The following is a 20508-nucleotide window of genomic DNA, read 5'->3' as shown; positions in this document are numbered from 1 at the left end:
GTTGACCGCAACGACGACTCACCCCGCTCAGCCCCTTCTGAGCACGAGCAGACGCTGGACGGTACTGGCCGTCTGCTGCCTGAGCATGTTCCTGGTGGGCATGGACACCACCATCGTCAATGTGGGCCTGCCCGCCATCGGGTACGGCCTGGGCGTCGGGATGCGCAGTCTCGAGTGGACCGTGGACGCGTACACCGTCGTCCTGGCCGGTCTGCTGATCTCCTCGGGCGCGCTGGCCGACCGCTTCGGACGCCGGCGGGTGTTCCGGTCCGGGCTGATCGTGTTCGGTGCGGCCTCGCTGGTCTGCGCGACGGCGCCTTCGGTGGGGGCACTGGTGGCGGCCCGTGCCGTGCAGGGCGTCGGGGCCTCGATGCTCAGCCCGGTGGCTCTCGCGATCGTGGTGAACGCCATGCCCGATCCGAGGGAGCGCGCCCAGGCGATCGGTGTCTGGGCATCGGTCTTCGGGCTCAGCATGGCCGTCGGACCGGTCACGGGCGGCGCTCTGCTCACGGAGTTCGGCTGGCGGTCGCTGTTCTGGATCAACGCTCCCGTCATCGTGATCGCCCTGGTGCTCACCGCCGTGTTCGTACCCGAGTCCCGGGGGCCGCGCGCGCGGCGGCTCGACGTGCCGGGTCAGATCCTGCTGAGCGTGGGCATCGGGGTGTGCGTCGGCGTGCTCATCGAGGGCCCGCGCATCGGCTGGACGTCGCCCGCGGCGCTGGCCGCCTACGGGGTCGCGTCCCTGGCGACGGTCGGATTCGTGTGGGTCGAGTCCCGGCACCCCGAGCCGCTGATGGATCCGCGGCTCTTCCGGAGCCGGCAGTTCAGCAGTGCCGTCGTCGGCGCCGTGGCGGTCTTCATCGCCCTGAACGTGACGCTGCTGCTCAACACCCTCTACTTGCAGCACGGCCGGGGATTCACCTCGCTGGCCGCCGGGGTGGCGACCCTGCCGATGGCTGTCGGGGCGACCGTCTGCGCGCCGTGGTCCGGCCGTCTGGTCGGTCGTGTCGGACCGCGACTGCCGCTCAGCCTGGCCGGCGGCTTGATCATGGCGGGCGGACTCTGTCTGGTCGGCCTCGGCCGGCACACCGCCGTGCCGCTGCTCCTGCTCGCCTACCTGCTCATCGGTATGGGCTTCGGCTTCGCCAACGCGCCGATCACCAACACCGCGGTCAGCGGGCTGCCTCCCGCCCGGGCCGGCGTGGCCGGAGCGATCACGTCCACCGCACGGCAGTTCGGCGCCGCGCTCGGCATAGCCCTCGCCGGCGGCCTGGTCGCCCACGCCGCCCCGACAGACCTCGCGCCCGCCTCCCGCCCGGGCTGGCTCCTGGTCGCAGCCTGCGGGCTCCTGCTGATCCTCATGGCACGGGGGGCACGGCCGAAGGAATGAACCGCGGGTTCCTGAGCGGAGGTTACGACTCCGGTTCCGCCTCGGCGTTCATGCGCTCCACGTGCTCGGCGCAGTCCTGCGCCGAGCACTCCGCCAGTACCGCCAGGACGGCGTCCGGAGACCGACCGAAGCGGCGGTTGCTAGGTGAGGTAGTCGGCGACCAGGGTGGCGAAGTCGTCCGGGGTGGCCAGACGGATACCGAGATCTTCGGCCTTGGCCCGCTTGGATCCCGCGCCGTTCCCGGCGACGACGAGGGTGGTCTTCTTGGAGACGCTGGAGGACGAGCGGCCGCCGGCTTGCTCGATGAGCTCGTTCATCTGGTTGCGGCTGAGCTTCTCCAGAGGGCCGGTCATCGCGCCAGTGACGACCACGGTCATCCCGGCCAGCGGTCCACCCGCACGCTCGGCGTCCTCGTCGTGGTCGACGGCGTCGCCGTCGGACGAGGTGGGTGGGGTGGCGCCGGGTTCTGTCATGTTCAGCCCGGCGGTGGCGAGTTTGTCGATGAGCGGGGCGAGTTCGACGAGTTCGGCGACGATGGAGGGGGCCTTCTCGGTGCCGATGCCATCGACCTGCTGCATCGCTTCTGCGTCCGCGGCGCGGATGTTGTCCATGGTGGCGAAGTGCCGGGCGATGCGGCGGGACATGGAGCGGCCGGTGCCACGGACGCCGAGGGCGCACAGCACCCGCGACAGCGGCCGGCCCTTGGCCGCGGCGAGCGCGGCGAGGAGGTTGTCGGTGCTGGTCTCACCCATCCGCTCCAGGCCGAGGAGCTGCTCGCGGGTGAGGGCGAACAGGTCGGCCAGGTCGGCGACCAGACCCGCCTCCACCAGTTGGACCACGCGCGTGTGCCCGAGGCCCTCGATGTCGAGCTGATCGCGCCCGGCGGCGTAGGAGAGCGAGGCGACGAGGTGGCAGTTGCGTCCGTTCTCACAGCGCCAGCGCTGCTCGCTGCTGTCGATGCCCGCTCCGCAGCGCGGGCACACCTCGGGGAAGGCGATGAGCTGTTCCTCGCCGGTGCGCAGTTGGGCGACGGGGGCCTCGACGCGCGGTATGACGTCGCCGGCCCGGTGCACCATGACGTGGTCTCCCAGACGCAGGTCGCGGCGGGTGATGTCGGCCGGGTTGTGGAGGGTGGCGTACGTGATGGTGGCGCCGTCGATCTCGACCGGTTCCAGAACGGCGCGCGGGGCGATGATGCCGGTACGGCCCACGTTCCACTCCACCTCGAGGAGCCGGGTGATCTTCTCGACGGCCGGCAGCTTGTAGGCGATCGCCCAGCGCGGAGCGCGCGAACCCGATCCTGCTGTCCGCTGGTCGGCGGCCAGGTCGGCCTTGATGACGATGCCGTCGATCCCGAACGGCAGCTCGGCGCGCAGAGCGGCGATCTCCTGCACGCGGGCCAGCACCTGCTCGACGGTGTCGGCGGTGATGCCGGGTACCGCGGTGACGGCGGTGGTGCTGATCCCGTATCCGGCGGCCTGAACCATGAGGTCGCTGTGCGCGAGTTCGCCGAGCCGCGCGGCGAGCGCGGTTTCGGTGTGGGGCAGGGGCAGCAGGCCGTAGCCGAAGAACGTCATCGGCACCGTGTAGGCACGCTCCTTGGCGCGTAGGGTGCCTGCCGCGGCACCGCGCGGGTTGGCGAACGGCTGCCCGCCGTGCGCGGTGCGCACCTCGTTGGCGTGCTCGAACTGAGCGGTCGTCATCAGGACTTCGCCGCGGACTTCCACGGTGACCGGCTCGGCGAGCTGGTCCGGCAGGCCCTCTATGGTGCCGATCGCGTGCGAGACATCCTCCCCGGCCGTCCCGTCCCCGCGTGTGATCAGCTGTCTCAGGCGACCGCCGACGTAACGGGCGGCGACCGCGAGCCCGTCCAGCTTGGGCTCGACGCTGAACCGCTCGACCTCGTGGCCGATGCGCCGGGCGAGGGAGGCGGTCCAGGCGGTGAACTCCTCCGGTGAGAACACGTTGTCCAGACTCAGCATGGCCACCGTGTGCGGGACATCGCCCTCCACGGCCCCGCCGGCGACCTTTCCCGTCGGCGAGTCGGGCAGCACCTGCTCGGGATGCTCGGCCTCCCACGCGGCGATGCCTCGCACCAGCCGGTCGTAGGCGTCGTCGTCCAAGGCCGGCGTCCCACCCGTGTAGTAGGCGGCCGATGCTTTCACCGCGTCCTCGACCGCCTGCGCGTAAGCGGCGGCATCCATGATCACAGCTGCAGGTGTTGTCATGCCCGTCATCCTGCCTGCCACCACTGACACTGCCCGGTACAGCAGGCTCCGCAGCTATCTGCGGCCGAGCGTCCTGGTGGTGGGGCTCGACCATCTGGGCCTCGAACAAGACCGTCGGCGAGCGGGGCCAGGTCTTCGGTGCTGCCTGAGCCGAAGGCTCCTCACCGGACCTCCTCGTCGAGGAACTGATACGCCCCGCTCGGGGCTCCGATCAACACGACGCCGTCGCGAACCTGCCACTCGCTCATGCCATCGGACTCGAGGCCCACAGTGGTCAGGTTCTGTATCGCCAGGCACTCGGCCTGCCTTCAAGGCCCAGCGGGTGATCGGAGGGCTCCTGGGGCGTTACCCGACGAGGGACTGCGTCCCCATGGCGTTCAGGAGCGCCAGGCGGTCGGCGTCCTCGGTGCCGGGCTGGGCGGTGTAGACCATGAGGCGAAGATCGCTGCCCGCGACGCTGAGCACGTCGCAGTCCAGGGTCAGTGCGCCGATCTGGGGGTGGTCGACGGTCTTGCGGGCGGCCTGGTGCTCGCCGACGACGCCTGACTCCCAAAGCGTGTCGAACTCCGCGCTGCGGCAGCGCAGTTCGGAGATCAGGGATTTGAGGTTCGGGTCGTCGGGGTAGCGGCCTGCGGTGCGGCGCAGGTCGGCAACGTGCGCCACCTGCAGGGCGCCCCTGGATTCGGGGGTGTGGCGCACGCGGCTTCGGGGGTTGACGAAGTTGCGCCAGACCGCGTTGAGGTCATCGCCGTGCCATTCACCCATGAGTGCCGTGTAGAGGGGGTTGGCGAGCAGTTGGGTCCAGGCGGCGTCGAAGACGGCGACGGGTGTACCGGCCAGGCGGTCCAGCATGCGGTGGACGCCAGGGGTGATGTGCTGCGGGACCGTGCCGGGGCCGGGCGGGACGAGGCCGGCCAGACGAAAGAGGTGGTCGCGCTCGTCCTGGGTGAGTCGCAGAGCGCGAGCCAGGACCCCGACGACCTGGGGTGAAGGGCTGGCGGCCCGTCCTTGTTCCAGTCGGACGATGTAGTCGGCGGAGATACCGGCCAGCTGGGACAGTTCCTCACGGCGCAGACCGGCAGCGCGCCTGCGCCCACCCGCGGGCAAGCCGACGGCCTGGGGCGAGACCCGGTCCCGCCAGTGACGCAAGGTCGCGCCGAGTTCTGTGGTCGCCATGCCCTTGATTGTGGCAAGAGAGACGGTCGCCTGTCCTGGTACCGCCATTCCCAGGAAAGCGGGTCCACTACCTAACCAGGCATTTCTCGCTGACCGTGGAGACATGACACCAACGCGAACTCCCGCACGACCTGTCGTGGGGTTCATCGAACCGGGTGGAGCAGGGCCTGCCTGCTTGTGCGTGCGCGCCGACGCCGATGTCCCGCAGGTGGCCGACCAGACGGTGCCGGACGCACCGGTCAGTTCCGTCTCCCGCCACGTGGTGCATCTGGGCGAGGCCGGCGCGGGACAGACGGCGGAGCTGCTCAACAACGGGCGGCTGATGATGAACCAGGCCGCGATCGGGAGATCGCCGAACTGACCACCGAGCTGACGCTGGACGCCGGTCGGGCCTGGCCGGCGCCCGCGGGCTCTCCCGGTTCCCGCACCGCATCGACCTCGGTGGCGACCGGCCCGACGCCGTCGCCGGGCAGTACCGCGCCGAGCGCACCTGGCTCCATGAGAGCCCCCTCATCCCGGCCACGTCGGCCGACCCCCGAAAAGGAACAGCACTCATGAGCAAGCTCGCCCTCGTCACCGGCGCCACCTCCGGCATCGGCAAGGCATTCGCCGAACGCCTCGCCGCCGACGGCCACGACCTGATCATCGTCGGCCGCAACAACGACCGCCTCGAGGAGTTCGCCGCCGCCCACCCCGAGGTCACGGTCCGGATCGTCGCCGCCGACCTGTCCACTGACGTCGGCGTCGAGACCGTCGCCGAGATGTGCGCTGCCGAGCCGCTGACCATGCTCGTCAACAACGCCGGCGTCGCCCACTACATGCCGCTGGCCCAACTGCCCGCCGACAAGGCCCGCGAGCTCGTCCACGTCAAGGTCGTCGCCCCCACCATGCTCACTCGCGCCGCCGTCGCCGGGATGCAGGAACGCGGCGACGGAAAGATCATCAACGTGGCCGGGATGATCGCTTTCAGCGGCCCCGCCGACAAGTCCGTCATGCCCCGCCGCGCCGTCTACGCCGGCGCGCTGGCCCACCTCGTGGCCATGTCACAGACCCTCGGCGCCGAACTGGAAGGCACCGGCGTCCAGGTCCAGGCGCTGTGCCCCGGTGTCGTCGCCACCGAGTTCCACACGCGTCAGGGCCTCGACCTGAGTGCCGTGCCGCGCATGAGCGCCGAGGACGTCGTCACCGCCGGGCTGCGCGGCCTCGAACTCGGCGAGGTCGTCTGCGCCCCCGGCGTCGAGGACGCAGGGCTCCTCGACGCGGTCTTCGAGGCCGACCTCGCCGCATTCGGCGGACAGAGCCCCGAACTCGCCTCCCGCTACCGGGCCGACTGACCGCGACTCCCCCGGACGGCCGGGTCCGGGGAAGCCCTCCGCCGGAAATCTGGTTGTCCAGCATGTCCGGGCCGGCCGCGACCGGCTCGGAAAGGGCCCAGGCGGCTGCCTCACCGCGGTCGCCCGCTCCCACCGGTCGCTGGTTCGGCGTCGCTTTCCGGGCTCGGGGGCGGTGGCGCTCCGGCTGGCGCGGCGCATGGCCTCGTACAGCGCAGCGTCTTCCGGCGGATCCGGCAGCGGGCCGCGGGTCCGGGTCGGCCAGGGCCGCGTCCGTCGCCCGCACGTACGCCTTCATGCGGTCGGCGAAGACCGCGGCGAGCAGGTCCTCCTTGCGGGGGAAGTGGCGGAAGAGGGTGGCGATCCCGACTCCGATCTCCCGCGCCACCGAGGCCATGGAGGCGTGTAGGCCGTCCCGCCCGAAGACCGTCCGCGCGGCGGCGATGATCCGCCCTCGGTTGCGCTCCGCGTCGCTGCGCATCGCGGCGCCGCGGCCGTCCCGCAGTCGGCTTCGTCCTCGTCGCCGACGCAGCCTCGAGCGTCAGCCGAGGCCTTCGACGATGCGGAAGTCGCGCTCGACGCCGTCGGCAAGTGCGGCCAGCGCCTCCTGGTAGGCCGCACTCGCATGTGCGGCGACCGCCTGTTCGAAGCTGTCGAACTCGACCAGGACGGTGCGCTCGGCGATTCCGGCGTCGTGTGCGACGACCCGGCCGCCGCGGACGATCGGCCGCCCGCCCGCGGCCTTGACTGCTGGACCAGCCAGCTTGTTGTAGGCAGCCAGCTTCTCGGGGTCCGCAATGGTGCGGTAGACGCTGACCCAATAGCCCTTGGCCACGGTACCTCCTGTGTTCGGAATTGATGTTCCGGTTCGACTCGACCGGCCCAGGCCCGGCACACCGACTGGGGCTGTGATCGGATCGGTCTCGGGTGAGCTTCGGCGGGCGAGGGCCAGGCCGGCCATCGTCGTGATCGCCATCGCAGCGACGCCTACCAGCGCCGCGGTCGTGTAGGCGTCGTCGTTCGGGAAGAGGCGGCCCGTGGCGGTGCCGACGGCCAGGACCAGACCGCCGATGGCGCTGCCCAGGGAGTACCCGACGCTGCGGACGACGTAGTTGAAGCTCATGGCGCTCGACGTCTCGCTCCTGAGGGTGACGGCCAGGATGACGCCGGGCATGGCGGCCGAGAAGCTGCCGACGCCGAAGCCCAGCACGCCCATGGCCGCGAGCAGTTCGGCCAGGTTGGACCGGGCGGTGGCGAACAGGACGAACCCGCCGCCGACGATGACGGCGCTGCCGGCCAGGACCAGGGGGCCGTCGATCCGTTCGCGGACCCGCGGCGTGAGCTTGCCGGCGACGAACCCCAGCACGGAGAACGGGATGAGGACCAGCCCCGCCACGAAGGTGGTCAGTCCGAAGCCGTAGCCGGCGCTGCGCGGCGTCTGCGCGTAGCGGGTGATGAGCGTGAGCAGGAGGTACATGCCGCTCCCGCCGACGAACATGGCGATGTTCGCCCCGGCGACCGCCGGGTGCCGTACCGCCCGGACGTCGACCAGGGGCGTCTCGGTTCGCAGTTCGGAAACGGTCCAGACGCAGAGCAGGAGTACGGCGGCGACGGCAAGGGTCACCGCCACGGCGAGGTGTCGGCTCCACAGGCTCCTCTCGCCGGCCAGGTACAGGACGAGGAGCAGTCCACCCGCCAGGAGGAGCGCACCGGCCACGTTCACGGGAGCGGCGCGGCCTTCGGGAGCCGCGGGCACGGAGCGCCACGCGGTCACGAAGGCCAGGGCGGTGACGAGCAGGCCGAGGCCGTAGGCGGCCCGCAGTCCGCCGAACTCGGCGAGCAGCGCGGCCAGCGGGTAGCCGACGCCGGCTCCGATGATGGAGACCACTGAGATCAGGGCGATCGTGGCCGCGCTGCGCTCCTCGGGAAGATGGTCGCGGGCCACACCCATCATCAGCGCCGTGAGACCGAGTCCGACGCCTTGGGCCGCTCTGCCCACGAGCAGCCAGGCGAACGGAAGCGGCAGCACGGTGAGCGCGCTGCCGACGACGACGACCGCCAGCGTGGCGAGAATCGCGGCCCGCCGGTGCGGACCGGCACCGAGCCGACCGAGGACGGGTGTGGCGACGGCGCCGCTGAACAGGGCGATGGTCAGCGTCCACTGCGCGCTGTCGAGGGAGACGTGGAACGTGGTCGCCACGCTGGTGATGAGCGGCGTCCCGAGACTGGCGACCGCCGCCACGACCAGGGCGATGAACATCAGGGCGGGCACCAGCAGACGACCCTCGGAACGTATCGGGGCAGCGCTCATGGGCTGGTCATGAGCCTGGGCCCCGGTCACCGGTCCGACTCCTCTCGGGCCCGGCTTTCGAGCTCTGCCAGATGCAGCAGCGCCGGAAGGGCTGCTGCCAAGGCCTCGACCTCGTCACCGGTGAGTTCGTCGATCAACCGCGCGTACGCGTCGACGCCCGCCTGGCGTCGCGTCCGGACGTACGACGCGCCGGCCTCGGTCAGGCACACCAGTGTGACCCGCTTGTCGGAGGGGTCGCCCTTCCGCTCGACCAGCCCGGATTCCTCCATCACCCGGACCAGGACGGTCATCGCGGGCTGGGTGACGCCCTCGGCCGCCGCCAGATCGGTGATCCGTCGCGGGCCGGTCTTGTCCAGGGTGGCCAAGGTGGCGGCGGACGTCAGGCTCATGTCGCGGGGAAGGCGTCTCACGGCCCTGGTGGCCAGGCCGTAGAGGGCTGACCCGATGGCAGCGGAAGCGTCGTACGCGGCGTCTCGGCGACTCATGCCTGAAGCATAGCTGATTTATATGAATCCTTTATGCATCTCGCAAAATGAACGGCCTCTTTCACTCGCCCTGTTGGCGGCGTTGGTGACGCCTGGCCGGACAGCCGCGACCCGCCAACTCGGCGTCACTGTGCCCCCGTGGCCACGGGGGTGGCTACCGCCCGGAGACCGCGGCCGGGCACGACCGAATCACGCCGCTGGCCGGCGACATCACCGCCGAGGGCGGGCCGGATCGGATCATCCGGGCCGTGCTGGAGACACACGGCCGATTGGACGTGCTGGTCAACCCGAAGTCCAAGGCTCCGTAGTGCTCCAGCAGCCTCGCTCCTACTGATCGATCTCGAAGTACTCAGCGGCAGCGACGGGCGGGTTCTCGGCGATGGCACGCGCGTAGCGTTCCTCAGCGATCGCCACGAATCGGCGTCGCATCGGGTCGGTGGAGAGCTCAGCCGAGGTGCGCCACCCAGGACCGCCGCTCACCCAGTGCTCGCGTGCGATCTCACCCCGGAAGTGGCCGTCCAGCATGTCTCGGAGCGCGGCCTCGCCGAGGTTGCCCAGTCTGAAGTCGGACTCCCAATGGGTGACGATCAGATTGGTGAACAGGATCTGCTTCCTGCGGGTGGCCGTCATTGCGGTGTACGGCGGCTCCCAGCATGCAAGGAGGGAAGGGTCGCCGAGCGCCAGGACGATCAGCTCTCGATGAGCATCGCGCCGAGCAGCTTCCTGGGCTATGTGCGTCTGCCGAGCCTGATACCACAGCGAGGCAACCACTCCAGCCAGTGCCGCCGCCGAGAAGAACACGGACAGCGCACCGTAAGTCTGACTCACGTTGCTCAGCCGCCCCCAGTCCAGATGATCGGGGGCAAGGGAACTCAGGATGAACGGGGTCCCGAGGATGAGCCCCAGAGTGGACAGGACGCTGAAAACCACAAGTAGCCGATTGTTCTTGGACGACCTACCCCGATGACTCCACACGGTTCCCCCTACTGCGAGTCGGAGCGCAATCTGCACATCGTCGCAAGCCGCAGAGGGCCGATCAATGGGTCAGCGCACCGCTCCGCTGTTGGTGGTGCTCCATGTCCGAGCTGCCCCATGTCGGCCAGTCCCGCAGCAAACTCGGAAGGAAATGGGTCACACACCGTGGGACAGTCCTCGGACGCCCGCCGAGCGGCGACCCAGGACCGGATCGGCCAGCAGTCTCGCCATCGCGCAGAGTGTCTGGCCATGCCGGGCGAAGAGTTCGTCCCGTGAGTCGAAGTGGCCGAGGTCTGCCAGGACGTGCGCCGAGAGGTCGCAGGTGGCGTCCGTGGCCGGGCAGACTGTGGCGCCGTCCCAGTCGATCGCTGTCCTGGCCAAGGCGTCGAACAGGGTCTCCGCACCGGCGTTGGTGAAACCACCGCCCTGATCCTGGCTCAACTGCTGCAGGTCTCCGAAGAGTTCCGAGACGGTCAACCAGGGGGCGGTGGGGTGCTCGGTCGGCGACAGACCCTCGATGCGGAACTCCGGCCAGACGAGCACGACCTGGTGCGGCACCATGCGGTGCAGCCGGGGGAAGCGCGGATACCAGAACCTGCCGTCCACCAGCAGGCCCCGTACCCGCGTGGCCACCCCGGATGCCCGCGCGACGGCCTCCAGTACTGCCAGCCGCTGGCTGCACGAGCCACGGCCACGGCGCAGCACCTCCGACACGGGCCGCTCGTCCCGCACCGAGTACACCGGCCGCACCACCGCCGCGATCCGCTGGTGGGCCCGACGCAGGGCCGCTGTCCGGTGGGCGGCGTCCGAGGTGTCCCCGGAGTCCGCCGTCATGTCGATGCGCCGGAGCAACGAGGCGACACTCGGATGCTGCCAGTCGAGGATCGGTGTCGGCACCGAACTGCCTGCGGCGGTACTGCGTGCGGCCGTGCCCGCACGGACACGGCCGTACGGCATGAGAAGCGAACTCGTCATGACAGTGGTCCTCCCGCCCCGCACCGTGCGGATGACAGGACGTCATCGTGACAGGAAAATTGAACACGTTCAACCTTGGCCTGATGTGCGGCGGCTCACCAAGCTCTGTACAGGCGCAGACGGCGGGGCACAGAGCGGATGAGCAAGCCGCACCGGCGATCCAGCGGTACAGCCGTCCCAGCAGATCGACGCTCCACTGTTCTGGTCCATGGCAGTTGCGCCGTTCAGGACCGTGCGGCTGCCGCCCGGGGTCAGTCATGCCCGGAACGCGGCCGGCCGGCACCTGTCGCAGTCATGGAGTGAGCCGCCCGGCGGTAGGCCCTGGCCAGTGCGTGAAAGGCCGCTTTCGGCTCCCAGTGCCAGCCGTGGGAGCCGCCGCAGCGGTCCTCGATCGGCTTCACCAGGGCGTAGCCGGCCGTGTCCAGGTCGTGGCGGGGATCGTCCGGCCGGTGCGGGGAGTCCGGGGAGACGAAGGTGAAGGCGTGCGCGGCGTACAGGCCCATGGCCTCGAAGGAGGCGAGCACATCGGTGACGTACGCCGCTTGGGTGCGTTCGCTGCGGACCACGCCGTCCTTGAGTTCCGGCGGGTCGGCCCGGTGGTCGACCGCGGTCCAGGCCATCCCTCCCTGCCGGGGCGCCCCCACGAAGGTGCAGCAGCCGAACTCCTGGACGGACAGCGGCTTTCCGGGCCGCAGATGGCGCCTCAAGTCCCGGACGTAGGCCGGCTGGCTCCGGTGGTATCCGTAGTAGTCGATGCCGACGATGTCGAAGAGGCCCCAGTCGACCTCCTCGTCCTCGGCGGCGGCGTACGTGAGCGGGCCGTGGAAGAGGGACCGGGCCACGGCGGCCGCCCGTGCCGTGAAGTCGTGTACGCGCCGGGCCGCACGGTCCGGGTCGTAGTTTCCGGCGATCAGGTTCTCGATCTTCTCGAAGACGTCGTCGCCCGGCACGATGCCGGGCAGGAAGAGCAGGAACTCGCACCCCACGCTGAAGTGCACGTCGGCGCCCTGGCGGCGGAGCCGTTCGGCGAAGCGTGCCGTCTGCGCGAGGTGGTCGAGAATCTCCCGCTCCGGCACGTCGCCGAGGGTCGGCTCCAACCACACGCGGAGCCCGCGTTCCACGGCCTGGGCCGCCGTCCGCGTCAGCCGCTCGACACCGTCACCCGTGACCTTGACCGAGTCGGCGCACAGGTCGTCGCGGATGGCGGCCATGTCGCGCCGGGTACGCTCGGCGCTCCAGCCGGTGGCCGGCGTGTCACCTTCGCCCACCTCGTAGACGACGCTCCGATAGGTCAGCCCGCGGGGCGGTGGTGTCCGGGTGCCGTGTGCGGTCCGGTTCAGCGCCGCCGCGCCGGTCGTCGGCAGCATCAGCGCGCCCGTCGCCGCCGGAGCCATGCGCAGAAAACGCGCCCGCCCGATTGCCATGCCGTCTCCCCCTTCGTCCTCCTGGGTCGCCACCAGTGTGGGAAGGGGGACGGCGGGGCGGTGTCGGCCGAAAGTCCATGGCCGGGCATCGAAGGCAGGAAACACGCTGGACCGGAGTCGAGGGCGACGCGACGAAAGGTGCCCCGCGCGTCGAGCTGCCCGACCGGGTGACCCGGCGACCGTCGACTTCCGGCGAATCACGTGACGGGCATTGACGTTTGCGGCGCCGTTCCTATCATCCTGAGAGTCCGAAGTTCCGAGCATAGTTCGATATATCGAACATTCACGAAGGCCCGGACGTTGCTCACGGAGAGCTGAATGCGGCGCACCGCCACCACGTGAGACACCCCCCACCATCGAAGGAGCTCACCCATGGCCATCGGATTACGGATACGACCCTGGCGGCGCGCACTGCTCGCCACGGGGGCGACCGCCGCGCTGAGCGTCGGCGTCCTCGCCGGCACAGCACCCGCCGCACCGGCCGCCTCCACCGCCCGGGCCGCCGCCTCGCTGCCGTGCGATCTCTACGCCGCCGGCGGCACTCCCTGCGTGGCGGCGCACAGCACGACCCGCGCGCTGTACGCCTCCTACAACGGCCCGCTTTACCAGGTCCGCCGCGCCTCCGACAACGCCACGCGCGACATCGGCGTCCTGAGCACCGGCGGATACGCCGACGCCGCCGCCCAGGACTCCTTCTGCGCCCGTACCACCTGCCTCATCACCGTCATCTACGATCAGTCCGGTCACGGCAACCGCCTCACCCAGGCACCCCCCGGTGGGTTCTCCGGGCCGGCCGCCGGCGGCTACGACAACCTCGCCAACGCCACTGCGGCACCGACCACCGTCGGCGGCCACAAGGCCTACGGTGTCTACGTCGCCCCGGGCACCGGGTACCGCAACAACCACACCAACGGTGTCGCCAAGGGCGACCAGCCGGAGGGCATGTACGCCGTCCTCGACGGCACCCACTACAACGGCGGCTGCTGCTTCGACTACGGCAACGCCGAGACCAACAGCCGGGACAACGGCAACGGCACCATGGAGGCCATCTACTTCGGGAACATCAAGGTCTGGGGATACGGATCGCGCAACGGCCCCTGGATCATGGCCGACCTGGAGAACGGCCTGTTCTCGGGAGTGAACCAGCACTACAACGCGAACGACCCCTCCATAAGCCACCGTTACCTGACCGCCGTCGTCAAGGGCGGCCCCAACCACTGGGCCATCCGCGGCGGCAACGCCCAGTCCGGCGGCCTGTCGACCTTCTACAACGGCACCCGTCCCAACGTCGCGGGCTACAACCCGATGAAGAAGGAAGGCGCCATCATCCTCGGCATCGGCGGCGACAACAGCCACGGCTCCGCCGGCACTTTCTACGAAGGCGTCATGACGTCCGGCTACCCCTCCGACGCCACCGAGAGCGCCGTACAGGCCACCATCACGGCCGCCGGCTACGGCAGGTAGGACCCCGCCGGAGATCCTCCACCGCCGAGCGGGCGTTGCCTTCCCCGCCCGCGAAGGCGTGCACCCTCAACCCGACGCCCCACAAGCCCGCTACGGCTGTCCGCAGGTGCGGACAGCCGTAGCGGGGACGCTCAGTTCGTGGGCGACGACGTACGGCGGGGCAGCTTCCAGTTCGGGCGGGGGAAGTGGCAGGTGTAGCCGTTGGGGTAGCGCTCCAGGTAGTCCTGGTGTTCCGGCTCGGCCTCCCAGAAGTCGCCCACCGGCTCGACCTCCGTGACCACCTTTCCGGGCCACAGACCGCTCGCCTCGACGTCGGCGATCGTGTCGACGGCGGTGCGGTGCTGGTCCTCGTCGGTGTAGTAGATGGCGGACCGGTAGCTCCGGCCGATGTCGTTGCCCTGGCGGTCCCTCGTGGTCGGATCGTGGATCTGGAAGAAGAACTCCAGGATGTCGCGGTAGCTCGTGGCCGTGGGGTCGAAGAGGATCTCGATCGCCTCGGCGTGGTCGCCGTGGTTGCGGTACGTGGCGTTCGGCGTGTCACCGCCGCTGTATCCCACGCGGGTGGACACCACGCCCGGCTGCTTGCGGATCAGGTCCTGCATGCCCCAGAAACAACCGCCCGCGAGTACGGCTCGCTCGGTTCCCACTGTCATCGGTCGCTCCCTCGTGCTCGAACCGCTGTCCGGCGCCGTCGTTGACGTGCCTGCTGCACGTTCATCCAGCTGTCCAGCTTATGGCTCCCTCGAAGCAGCCATCCAGGAGGGCCGGTGCGGCCCCGTGGCCGTCGTGGCCGGTGCGTCGGCCGTACCCGGTGTCGGGCCCGCGGCGATCGTGAAGGTCAGGGCCAAACCCTCGGCGGTGGCCCGCGCCGAGGCCAGGGTGACGCCGTGGGGCAGGCCGGTGACGGGCACGGTGTGGGGCCGCAGTCCGTCCCGGAGGGCGGAGGCGGCCGGCAGGGTGGAGAGGTCGTCGACCGCCACGCTGCGGCCCAGGACGCTCACCGTGGTGGGGGTGAGGGTGAATGCGTGGGCCGTCACGGACGGGTGGCAACGGACGGTGACCGGCAGACCCAGGCGGCCGACGGTTCCGTCCAGGAGCAGGTCGCCGTCCTGGGCGCGGGCCGTCAGGCCGTTGCCGAGGGCGCCCAGGCGCCGGGTCAGCCGGTCGTATCCGACGGTGGCGGTCGCGGTGCCGCCCGCGCTGTCGCCTGCGGTCGTGACGTCCTCGAGGTGGACGGTCACGTCCATCACGGTGTGCCGGCGGCGCACGCCTTTGGCGCTCACCTCGACGTCGCCGACCTGGCCACCGAGGGTGCGCAGGCCGGCGAGCGGCGTGGTGAGAGCGACGTGCACCTGCCCGTGGGGCTTCAGACGGCGCGTCGCCTGGGCGATGATCCGCTGCTCGGTCGTGTGCTCGACCAGGAGGTCGGTCGCACAGGTCAGCGCGGCCAGTGACGCTGCAGCCGCGGCCAGGATGCCGGGCCTGCGGCGGTTCCATGGCACAAGCCGTGTCACGGGCGATGTCGCGGGGGGTCTCACGGGCACTGCTCCGGTTCGGTCGTGTGGCGCTGCGGACAGGAGGTACGGCGGTGTCAGGCGTGCACGCGCGGCAGGAAGCGGTCGAGGCGGCGGGGTATCCACCAGTTGGCCCTGCCCATCAGGAACATGGCGGACGGCACCAGGACCAGGCGGACCACCGTGGCGTCGACGATCACGCTGATCGCCAGTCCCAGGGCCAGCATCTTCACGACGACGGTCGGCGAGGCGGTGAAGGACAGGAACACGGCGGTCATGATGAAGGCAGCGGCGGAGATGACCCGTGCGGTCGCGGACAGCCCCTCCCCCACGGACAGCCGGTTGTCGCCCGTGCGCTGCCAGGCCTCGGCGATCCGGGACAGCAGGAAGATCTCGTAGTCCATGGAGAGGCCGAAGACGATCGCGAACATCATCATCGGGACGTACGACTCGATGGGCACCGGTTCGGACAGCCCCAGCAGTGAGTCGCCCCAGCCCCACTGGAACACCGCGACGAGCACGCCGTAGGACGCGGCCGTGGTGAACAGGTTGAGGACCACGGCCTTGAGCGGGATCACCACGCTGCGGAAGACCGTCATGAGCAGGAGGAAGGCGAGCAGCAGGACGATGCCGATGACGATCGGCAGACGCCGGCCGAGCGTGTCGCGGAAATCGGCCTGACCCGCCACGCTGCCGGTGAGATACGCCTCGGCGCCCGTGCCGTCGAGGGCCTTCGGCAGTGTCCGGCCGGTGAGGGTGTCGAGGAGGGTGCCGGTGGCCGCGTCCTGGGGGCCTGTGGTGGGGGTGACCGTGGTGACGAGGATCTTTCCGTCGGGGCTCGGCCGGAGCGGGGTGAACGACGCCACGCCGTGGGTGTTCTTCAGTGCCGCGGTCACGTCGTCGGAGACCTGGCCGGCGGGCGTGTCCGCTCCGCTCACGTCGACCACCGCGAGGATCGGGCCGTTCGCGCCGGCTCCGAAGCCCTGTCCGTGGACGTGCGCGATCCAGTCGTACGCCGTACGCGTGCTGCTGCCGGGGCGGTCCGCGCCGGCGTCGACGTGGCCCAGGCGCATCGACAGCAGCGGCACGGAACACACGCCGAGGACGGTCAGGCCGATGAGCAGGAACGTCCAGGGGCGGCGGGAGACCAGTCCGGCGTAGCGGTGCCAGCCGTCGTGCGCTCCGGTGCTCTCCGCGACGGGGCGGCGCAGCCGGAGCCGGTCGATGCGCCTGCCCACCAGGCCCAGGGCCGCCGGCACCAGGGTGAGGGCGGCAGCGGCCGTGACGACGACGGCGAGCGTGGCCGCCAGCCCGATCTTGCCGATGAAGGTCAGCCCGCACCCGTAGAGGCTGAGCATGGCGACGGCGACGGTGAGGGCGGCGATGAGGACCGCGCGTCCGCTGGTGTGTGCCGTACGGGCCGCGGCGTCGACCGGATCCCGTCCGTCGAGGAGGTCCTGGCGGAAGCGCGTGGTGAGGAACAGGGCGTAGTCGATGCCCACGCCCAGGCCGATCATGCCGGCGAGGGTGGTGGCGGAGGTCGCGAAGGAGACGGTGGTCGCGACGATGCCCACGACGCCCAGTCCGACACCGACGCTGATCAGGGCGGTGGTCAGCGGCAGCAGAGCGGCGAGGACGCTGCCGAAGGAGAGCAGCAGGATGACCAGGGCGGTGACGACGCCCACGCCCTCGCTCAGTTTGTCGTCGGCGGGTTCCCTGACCACCTGGTCGAGGTCGCCGCCGTAGGCGACGCCGACTCCGGCCGCGCGGGCCGGCTTCGTCGCTGTGTCGAGGCGCGCGGTGTAGTCGTGACCCAGGTTCTTCAGCTGCTCGTCGAAGGAGACGGTGGTGTAGGCGGTGCGTCCGTCGTCGCTGGTGACGAGCGTGGAGGCAGCGGTCACGTGCGGCAGGCCGCGCAGGTCGGCCAGGGTGTCGTCGAGCGCCGACCGGTGGTCCGCGAGGGCGCCGGAGTCGGTGTGGAAGACGACCTTGCCACTCGGCCGGCCGGCCGCGGGCATGGAGGTGGCGAGCAGGTCGGCGCCGGTGTGGGAGGCGGTGCCGGGCAGGCTGACCTGGTCGCTGAAGGTGGGCGCGGCGACGTGCCTGCCGACCAGGGCCGCCAGGAGGATCAGCAGCCATGCGGCGATGACGGCGGCGGGGTGCCTCGCGCTGAAGCCGCCGATGCGGCCGAGCCGGCCCAGTCCGCCGGGCGCCTGGGCCTCAGCCCCTGCCGCAGGGTCGGTGGGGGGTGGGGCGTCCGCGCGCGCGGGGGCCGGCACTGAGGGGTTGTGCGAGGGGCTGGGCACCGTCGTCTCCAAGAGGAAGTGTCACGAGTGACACGCACTCTAGAGAAGAAGTGGCATGGATGACAATTGGCATGCATGACAGATTTACAGGAAGGCGGCTCGGTGGTGGCACGCGTGTCAATTGACAGTCGCGACACGCATGGCGGAGGCTCGGGCCATGCCGAGTGAGAACGCCCCCGCCGGACTGCGCGAACGGAAGAAGGAGGAGACTCGGCGCCTGCTGCTGGAGGGAGCCGCGCGTCTGTTCAAGGAGCGCGGTTTCGAGGCCACCACGGTCGCGGACATCGCCGCGTACGCGAACGTCTCGGTGCGCACGTTCTTCCGGTACTTCGACAGCAAGGAAGCGCTGCTGCTGCCGGACGGGGTGCAGATCTTCGCCTACGTCGAGAACGCCCTGGCCGGGCGTCCGGCGGACGAGGAGCCCCTGGAGGCGGTGTGCAACGCGCTGCTGGCCGCTGCCGAGCCGTTCGCGGCCTCCACTCTGACCGCCCTCGGCCATCCGCTCGAGGACATCGAGAACGTCGTCACGACCCGTCTCGTGCAGGAGTTCGCCGAGTTCGAGGAGCGGCTCACCGCCCTGGTGCGGGGCAGGCTGCCGGCGGACACGCCCGACGCCGACCTCAGGGCGGCCGTGACCGCCGGTGCGGCCCTGTCCGCGGTGCGCGCCGTGCTGCGCACGCGCCGGGCCCGCCGTGCGTCCGGCCTCACCGAGACGGGCCCGGCACCTCTGCTGCGGGCGTTCGAGATCCTGCGCGAGATCGGCACCGGCGAGCGGCGACAGTGACGGCCCGGGCCGACGGCCCTTCAGGGCGGCGGCGTCGACGCGTCTTTACTTCGCTGCGGATCATGTAAGAAAATGGTGTGCCTGTACGGCTGTTCGCTCGCCGCGAGTTCGCCGCATCTCGTGGGGCAGGCGTCGGCTCGTACCCCATCAGGCCTCGAGACGGTGTCCCCCACCCCGGCTCCAACCTCCCGGTGAAGGACGCCCATGCGACGCTCCACGCTGTTCACGCGCGCTTTCGGCGGCGCTGCCCTGGCCTGCGCCGCCGTCGCACTGTCCCTGGTCTTCCTGCGCTACGACGCCCCGGCCCCGCGCTGGGACATACTCGCGGCCCTCGCTGCGGCCGCTGTCACCGCCGGCGCCTGGGCGCTCGCCTGCCGGGCGGCGCCGCCGCTGGGTCCGGCGCCCTCCGCCGCGACGCAGGGGTCCTCGGTGCCTCCGCTCCCCCGCCGCCTTCCGCTCCCCGCACGTGACGTGGGCCGTACGACCGGTGCCGTCCTGCTGCTTCTGACGCCGCTCGTGCTCACCCGGCTGGCCGCCGGCTCGGGCGGAGTGCTCTCCGGGGTGCTGATCGTCGTCGCCTTCGTCCTGACGGTGAAGACACTGCTTTTCGCGCGGCGCCGGGTGAGTGACGCCGGCGTCCGCGGCAAGTTGCGGGTGCTTGCGGAGGATGCCGGGCGGGGCGAGCTGCACGGCGTGCGGGTGCGGGTCGGGGAGCCCGTCCGGATGCGGTACAGCAAGCGCGGTGACAAGCCGGGCGAGCTGAGCGTCACGCAGTTCCACTGGCTCGTTCTGCGGGCCGGGGGCCGGGAGATCAAGTTCGCGGCCTCTCCCAGGGAGGCGGGCAGCGCGGCCGTCCGCCTCGGGGGCCAGGAGGGCTGGCTGTGCTGGCCGGAGCGGTGGAAGCTGATCGACGAGGAGTTGCCGGCGGCGTTCGTCGCCGACACCGGTGAGATGGTCATGGGGCTCACGGATCCGGACGAAGCGCGGCCGTACCTCACCGGCACCGGCCGTCCTGCCGTGTCCGACCGGCCTGTGCGGCGGCTCGCCCGCACCGCCAAGTTCTCCGGGCCCGTGCACATGCGCATACTCGGCGGGGCGCTGCTCGCCGCGCTGATCGCCACGCCCGTCCTCTACGTCGGCCCGGACGGGCTCCACTGGGCGCTCGACTGGCTCCTGTGCGCCCTGGCCGCGGCCTCCGTGGTCGTCTTCTCGCTGCGCGGCCTGGGAGAGGCGAGCGAGGCCCTCCCGGACGGTGTCACCTGGACCGTCCAGGAGGAGTCAGACCCGTCGATCGCGTGATGCGGACGGGCGGCCCCGTCCGCTGCACGCGTGGTACTGCCGTACGGCTGCAGCGCGCGGCCTCGGCCGTCGTCAGTCGACGGCCGGGCCCGCGGCCTCGGTGCCGGACAGGTGGCGCAGGAACTGGTGACAGCGGGCCGCGCGTTCGGAGTCCTGCTCCATGACGCTGCGGAAGAAATCCGCGATCTCCTTCTGGTCCGCGTTCTCCGCGTCGCGCACGTACTGGCCGTAGTCGTGTCCTGCTTTCAGGGAGTGGTACTGCACGGAAATCAGGTCGAAGACGACGTCGCTGAATCCGGTCTCACCTGTGGCCATGGGTCCTCCCGGACTAGTCCTTGACGGGACAGGTGCCGGGTATCACCGTTTCGCCGGCTGAAACGGCCATTGATCGTCGTGGCGGGTGCGACCGGACCCGCTCGTCGCCGGATGGCCGTGCCGTCGAACGCCACGACCATGGTCCGGCCGACCGGGTCCGGTCCCGCCGCCGCCAGGAGAACGCTCCGCGCGCGCGTCGAAACTCGCTCCTTACCCGTGGCTCAGCTGCTCACCACTCCTCCGAGCCGTGCCCGTCCTTGTGCTCGGACTTTTCGTGCTTGTGCTGCGGCTTCGTCGGGTACTGAGGTTTTTCCGGGTAGGAGGGCTTCTCCGGATACGAAGGCTTCTCGGGGTACGACGGCTTCTCGGGGTACGAGGGCTTCTCCGGGTACGAAGGCTTCTCCGGGTACGACGGCTTCTCGGGGTACGAGGGCTTCTCCGGATACGACGGCTTCTCCGGATACGACGGCTTCTCCGGGTACGAGGGCCTCTTCGGGTACGCAGGCTTCTCCGGGTACGACGGCTTCTCCG

16 protein-coding genes and 4 pseudogenes are annotated in these 20508 nt (G+C 70.6%); 7 read left to right on the top strand and 13 right to left on the bottom strand.

The window, feature by feature from the left end; genetic code table 11:
• The first annotated feature begins 1 nt into the window (after nucleotide 1).
• Nucleotides 2-1390, top strand: coding sequence for an MFS transporter (locus tag ACZ404_RS20335; RefSeq protein WP_468441769.1), 1389 nt, complete (start codon nucleotides 2-4; stop codon nucleotides 1388-1390).
• A gap of 140 nt (nucleotides 1391-1530) precedes the next feature.
• Here the strand turns inward: ACZ404_RS20335 and ligA are convergent, their stop codons facing one another.
• Entirely contained in the window at nucleotides 1531-3618 is a 2088-nt protein-coding gene (gene ligA, locus ACZ404_RS20330) for an NAD-dependent DNA ligase LigA (protein WP_468441767.1), read from the bottom strand.
• Between the two features lie 345 nt (nucleotides 3619-3963).
• Nucleotides 3964-4794 carry a helix-turn-helix transcriptional regulator gene (locus ACZ404_RS20325; protein WP_468441765.1) on the bottom strand — a complete coding sequence of 277 codons (831 nt, stop codon included), beginning with the start codon at nucleotides 4792-4794 and terminating at the stop codon, nucleotides 3964-3966.
• 181 nt (nucleotides 4795-4975) lie between these two features.
• On the opposite strand from ACZ404_RS20325, the gene ACZ404_RS20320 reads away from it, so the two are divergent.
• Together ACZ404_RS20320 and ACZ404_RS20315 are read left to right on the top strand one after the other, a co-directional pair.
• Nucleotides 4976-5155, top strand: a complete 180-nt coding sequence (locus tag ACZ404_RS20320; RefSeq protein ID WP_468441763.1) for a hypothetical protein — start codon at nucleotides 4976-4978, stop codon at nucleotides 5153-5155.
• Nucleotides 5156-5348: 193 nt separating this feature from the next.
• Nucleotides 5349-6128: an SDR family NAD(P)-dependent oxidoreductase gene (locus tag ACZ404_RS20315; RefSeq protein ID WP_468441761.1), complete on the top strand. Its 780-nt coding sequence runs from the start codon at nucleotides 5349-5351 to the stop codon at nucleotides 6126-6128.
• 319 nt (nucleotides 6129-6447) lie between these two features.
• Here ACZ404_RS20315 and ACZ404_RS20310 read toward each other — a convergent pair.
• The 3 genes and pseudogenes from ACZ404_RS20310 to ACZ404_RS20300 all read right to left on the bottom strand — a co-directional run.
• Nucleotides 6448-6606 (bottom strand): annotated as a pseudogene (locus tag ACZ404_RS20310) (helix-turn-helix domain-containing protein); the annotation flags it as partial.
• 60 nt (nucleotides 6607-6666) lie between these two features.
• Nucleotides 6667-8436 (bottom strand): MFS transporter, encoded by a 1770-nt coding sequence (locus ACZ404_RS20305; RefSeq protein WP_468441759.1) that lies wholly within the window; start codon nucleotides 8434-8436, stop codon nucleotides 6667-6669.
• Nucleotides 8437-8462: 26 nt separating this feature from the next.
• Nucleotides 8463-8921, bottom strand: coding sequence for a MarR family winged helix-turn-helix transcriptional regulator (locus ACZ404_RS20300; RefSeq protein ID WP_468441757.1), 459 nt, complete (start codon nucleotides 8919-8921; stop codon nucleotides 8463-8465).
• 164 nt (nucleotides 8922-9085) lie between these two features.
• On the opposite strand from ACZ404_RS20300, the pseudogene ACZ404_RS20295 reads away from it, so the two are divergent.
• A pseudogene (locus ACZ404_RS20295) lies at nucleotides 9086-9208 on the top strand (ketoreductase); the annotation flags it as partial.
• Nucleotides 9209-9248: 40 nt separating this feature from the next.
• On the opposite strand, the gene ACZ404_RS20290 reads toward ACZ404_RS20295, so the two are convergent.
• From ACZ404_RS20290 to ACZ404_RS20280, 3 genes are all read right to left on the bottom strand, one after another.
• Nucleotides 9249-9851 (bottom strand): DUF6082 family protein, encoded by a 603-nt coding sequence (locus tag ACZ404_RS20290; RefSeq protein ID WP_468441755.1) that lies wholly within the window; start codon nucleotides 9849-9851, stop codon nucleotides 9249-9251.
• Nucleotides 9852-10052: 201 nt separating this feature from the next.
• Nucleotides 10053-10871 carry a transglutaminase domain-containing protein gene (locus ACZ404_RS20285; RefSeq protein ID WP_468441753.1) on the bottom strand — a complete coding sequence of 273 codons (819 nt, stop codon included), beginning with the start codon at nucleotides 10869-10871 and terminating at the stop codon, nucleotides 10053-10055.
• Nucleotides 10872-11122: 251 nt separating this feature from the next.
• Nucleotides 11123-12295 carry an abortive phage infection protein gene (locus ACZ404_RS20280; RefSeq protein WP_468441751.1) on the bottom strand — a complete coding sequence of 391 codons (1173 nt, stop codon included), beginning with the start codon at nucleotides 12293-12295 and terminating at the stop codon, nucleotides 11123-11125.
• Between the two features lie 372 nt (nucleotides 12296-12667).
• Between ACZ404_RS20280 and ACZ404_RS20275 the strand changes: the two are divergent.
• Nucleotides 12668-13750 (top strand): annotated as a pseudogene (locus ACZ404_RS20275) (arabinofuranosidase catalytic domain-containing protein); the annotation flags it as partial.
• 140 nt (nucleotides 13751-13890) lie between these two features.
• On the opposite strand, the gene msrA reads toward ACZ404_RS20275, so the two are convergent.
• From msrA to ACZ404_RS20260, 3 genes are all read right to left on the bottom strand, one after another.
• The gene (gene msrA / locus ACZ404_RS20270) at nucleotides 13891-14412 is read right to left on the bottom strand and encodes a peptide-methionine (S)-S-oxide reductase MsrA (RefSeq protein ID WP_468441749.1); all 522 of its coding nucleotides are present in this window, start codon (nucleotides 14410-14412) and stop codon (nucleotides 13891-13893) included.
• Nucleotides 14413-14490: 78 nt separating this feature from the next.
• Nucleotides 14491-15273: an LmeA family phospholipid-binding protein gene (locus ACZ404_RS20265; RefSeq protein WP_468441747.1), complete on the bottom strand. Its 783-nt coding sequence runs from the start codon at nucleotides 15271-15273 to the stop codon at nucleotides 14491-14493.
• Nucleotides 15274-15350: 77 nt separating this feature from the next.
• Nucleotides 15351-17579: an MMPL family transporter gene (locus tag ACZ404_RS20260; protein WP_468441745.1), complete on the bottom strand. Its 2229-nt coding sequence runs from the start codon at nucleotides 17577-17579 to the stop codon at nucleotides 15351-15353.
• 157 nt (nucleotides 17580-17736) lie between these two features.
• Here ACZ404_RS20260 and ACZ404_RS20255 point away from each other — a divergent pair, with 157 nt between their 5' ends.
• Together ACZ404_RS20255 and ACZ404_RS20250 are read left to right on the top strand one after the other, a co-directional pair.
• Nucleotides 17737-18363 carry a TetR/AcrR family transcriptional regulator gene (locus tag ACZ404_RS20255; protein ID WP_468441743.1) on the top strand — a complete coding sequence of 209 codons (627 nt, stop codon included), beginning with the start codon at nucleotides 17737-17739 and terminating at the stop codon, nucleotides 18361-18363.
• 204 nt (nucleotides 18364-18567) lie between these two features.
• Entirely contained in the window at nucleotides 18568-19662 is a 1095-nt protein-coding gene (locus ACZ404_RS20250) for a hypothetical protein (protein WP_468441741.1), read from the top strand.
• A gap of 72 nt (nucleotides 19663-19734) precedes the next feature.
• Here the strand turns inward: ACZ404_RS20250 and ACZ404_RS20245 are convergent, their stop codons facing one another.
• Complete coding sequence (locus ACZ404_RS20245; protein WP_468441739.1) at nucleotides 19735-19977, bottom strand: acyl carrier protein; 243 nt, start codon at nucleotides 19975-19977, stop codon at nucleotides 19735-19737.
• 229 nt (nucleotides 19978-20206) lie between these two features.
• Nucleotides 20207-20508, bottom strand: a pseudogene (locus ACZ404_RS20240) (chaplin); the annotation flags it as partial.

Source organism: Streptomyces sp. NPDC030798, from assembly GCF_055572275.1.
The sequence above is the reverse complement of the archived record's forward strand: the minus strand, read 5'-3'. Positions and strand labels throughout refer to the sequence as shown.

Coding starts and splice junctions, on each gene's coding strand:
- ligA (WP_468441767.1), bottom strand. CDS start 3,618: ATGACAACACCTGCAGCTGTGATCATGGATGCCGCCGCTTACGCGCAG.
- ACZ404_RS20325 (WP_468441765.1), bottom strand. CDS start 4,794: ATGGCGACCACAGAACTCGGCGCGACCTTGCGTCACTGGCGGGACCGG.
- ACZ404_RS20315 (WP_468441761.1), top strand. CDS start 5,349: ATGAGCAAGCTCGCCCTCGTCACCGGCGCCACCTCCGGCATCGGCAAG.
- ACZ404_RS20305 (WP_468441759.1), bottom strand. CDS start 8,436: ATGAGCGCTGCCCCGATACGTTCCGAGGGTCGTCTGCTGGTGCCCGCC.
- ACZ404_RS20300 (WP_468441757.1), bottom strand. CDS start 8,921: ATGAGTCGCCGAGACGCCGCGTACGACGCTTCCGCTGCCATCGGGTCA.
- ACZ404_RS20285 (WP_468441753.1), bottom strand. CDS start 10,871: ATGACGAGTTCGCTTCTCATGCCGTACGGCCGTGTCCGTGCGGGCACG.
- ACZ404_RS20280 (WP_468441751.1), bottom strand. CDS start 12,295: ATGGCAATCGGGCGGGCGCGTTTTCTGCGCATGGCTCCGGCGGCGACG.
- msrA (WP_468441749.1), bottom strand. CDS start 14,412: ATGACAGTGGGAACCGAGCGAGCCGTACTCGCGGGCGGTTGTTTCTGG.
- ACZ404_RS20255 (WP_468441743.1), top strand. CDS start 17,737: ATGCCGAGTGAGAACGCCCCCGCCGGACTGCGCGAACGGAAGAAGGAG.
- ACZ404_RS20250 (WP_468441741.1), top strand. CDS start 18,568: ATGCGACGCTCCACGCTGTTCACGCGCGCTTTCGGCGGCGCTGCCCTG.
- ACZ404_RS20245 (WP_468441739.1), bottom strand. CDS start 19,977: ATGGCCACAGGTGAGACCGGATTCAGCGACGTCGTCTTCGACCTGATT.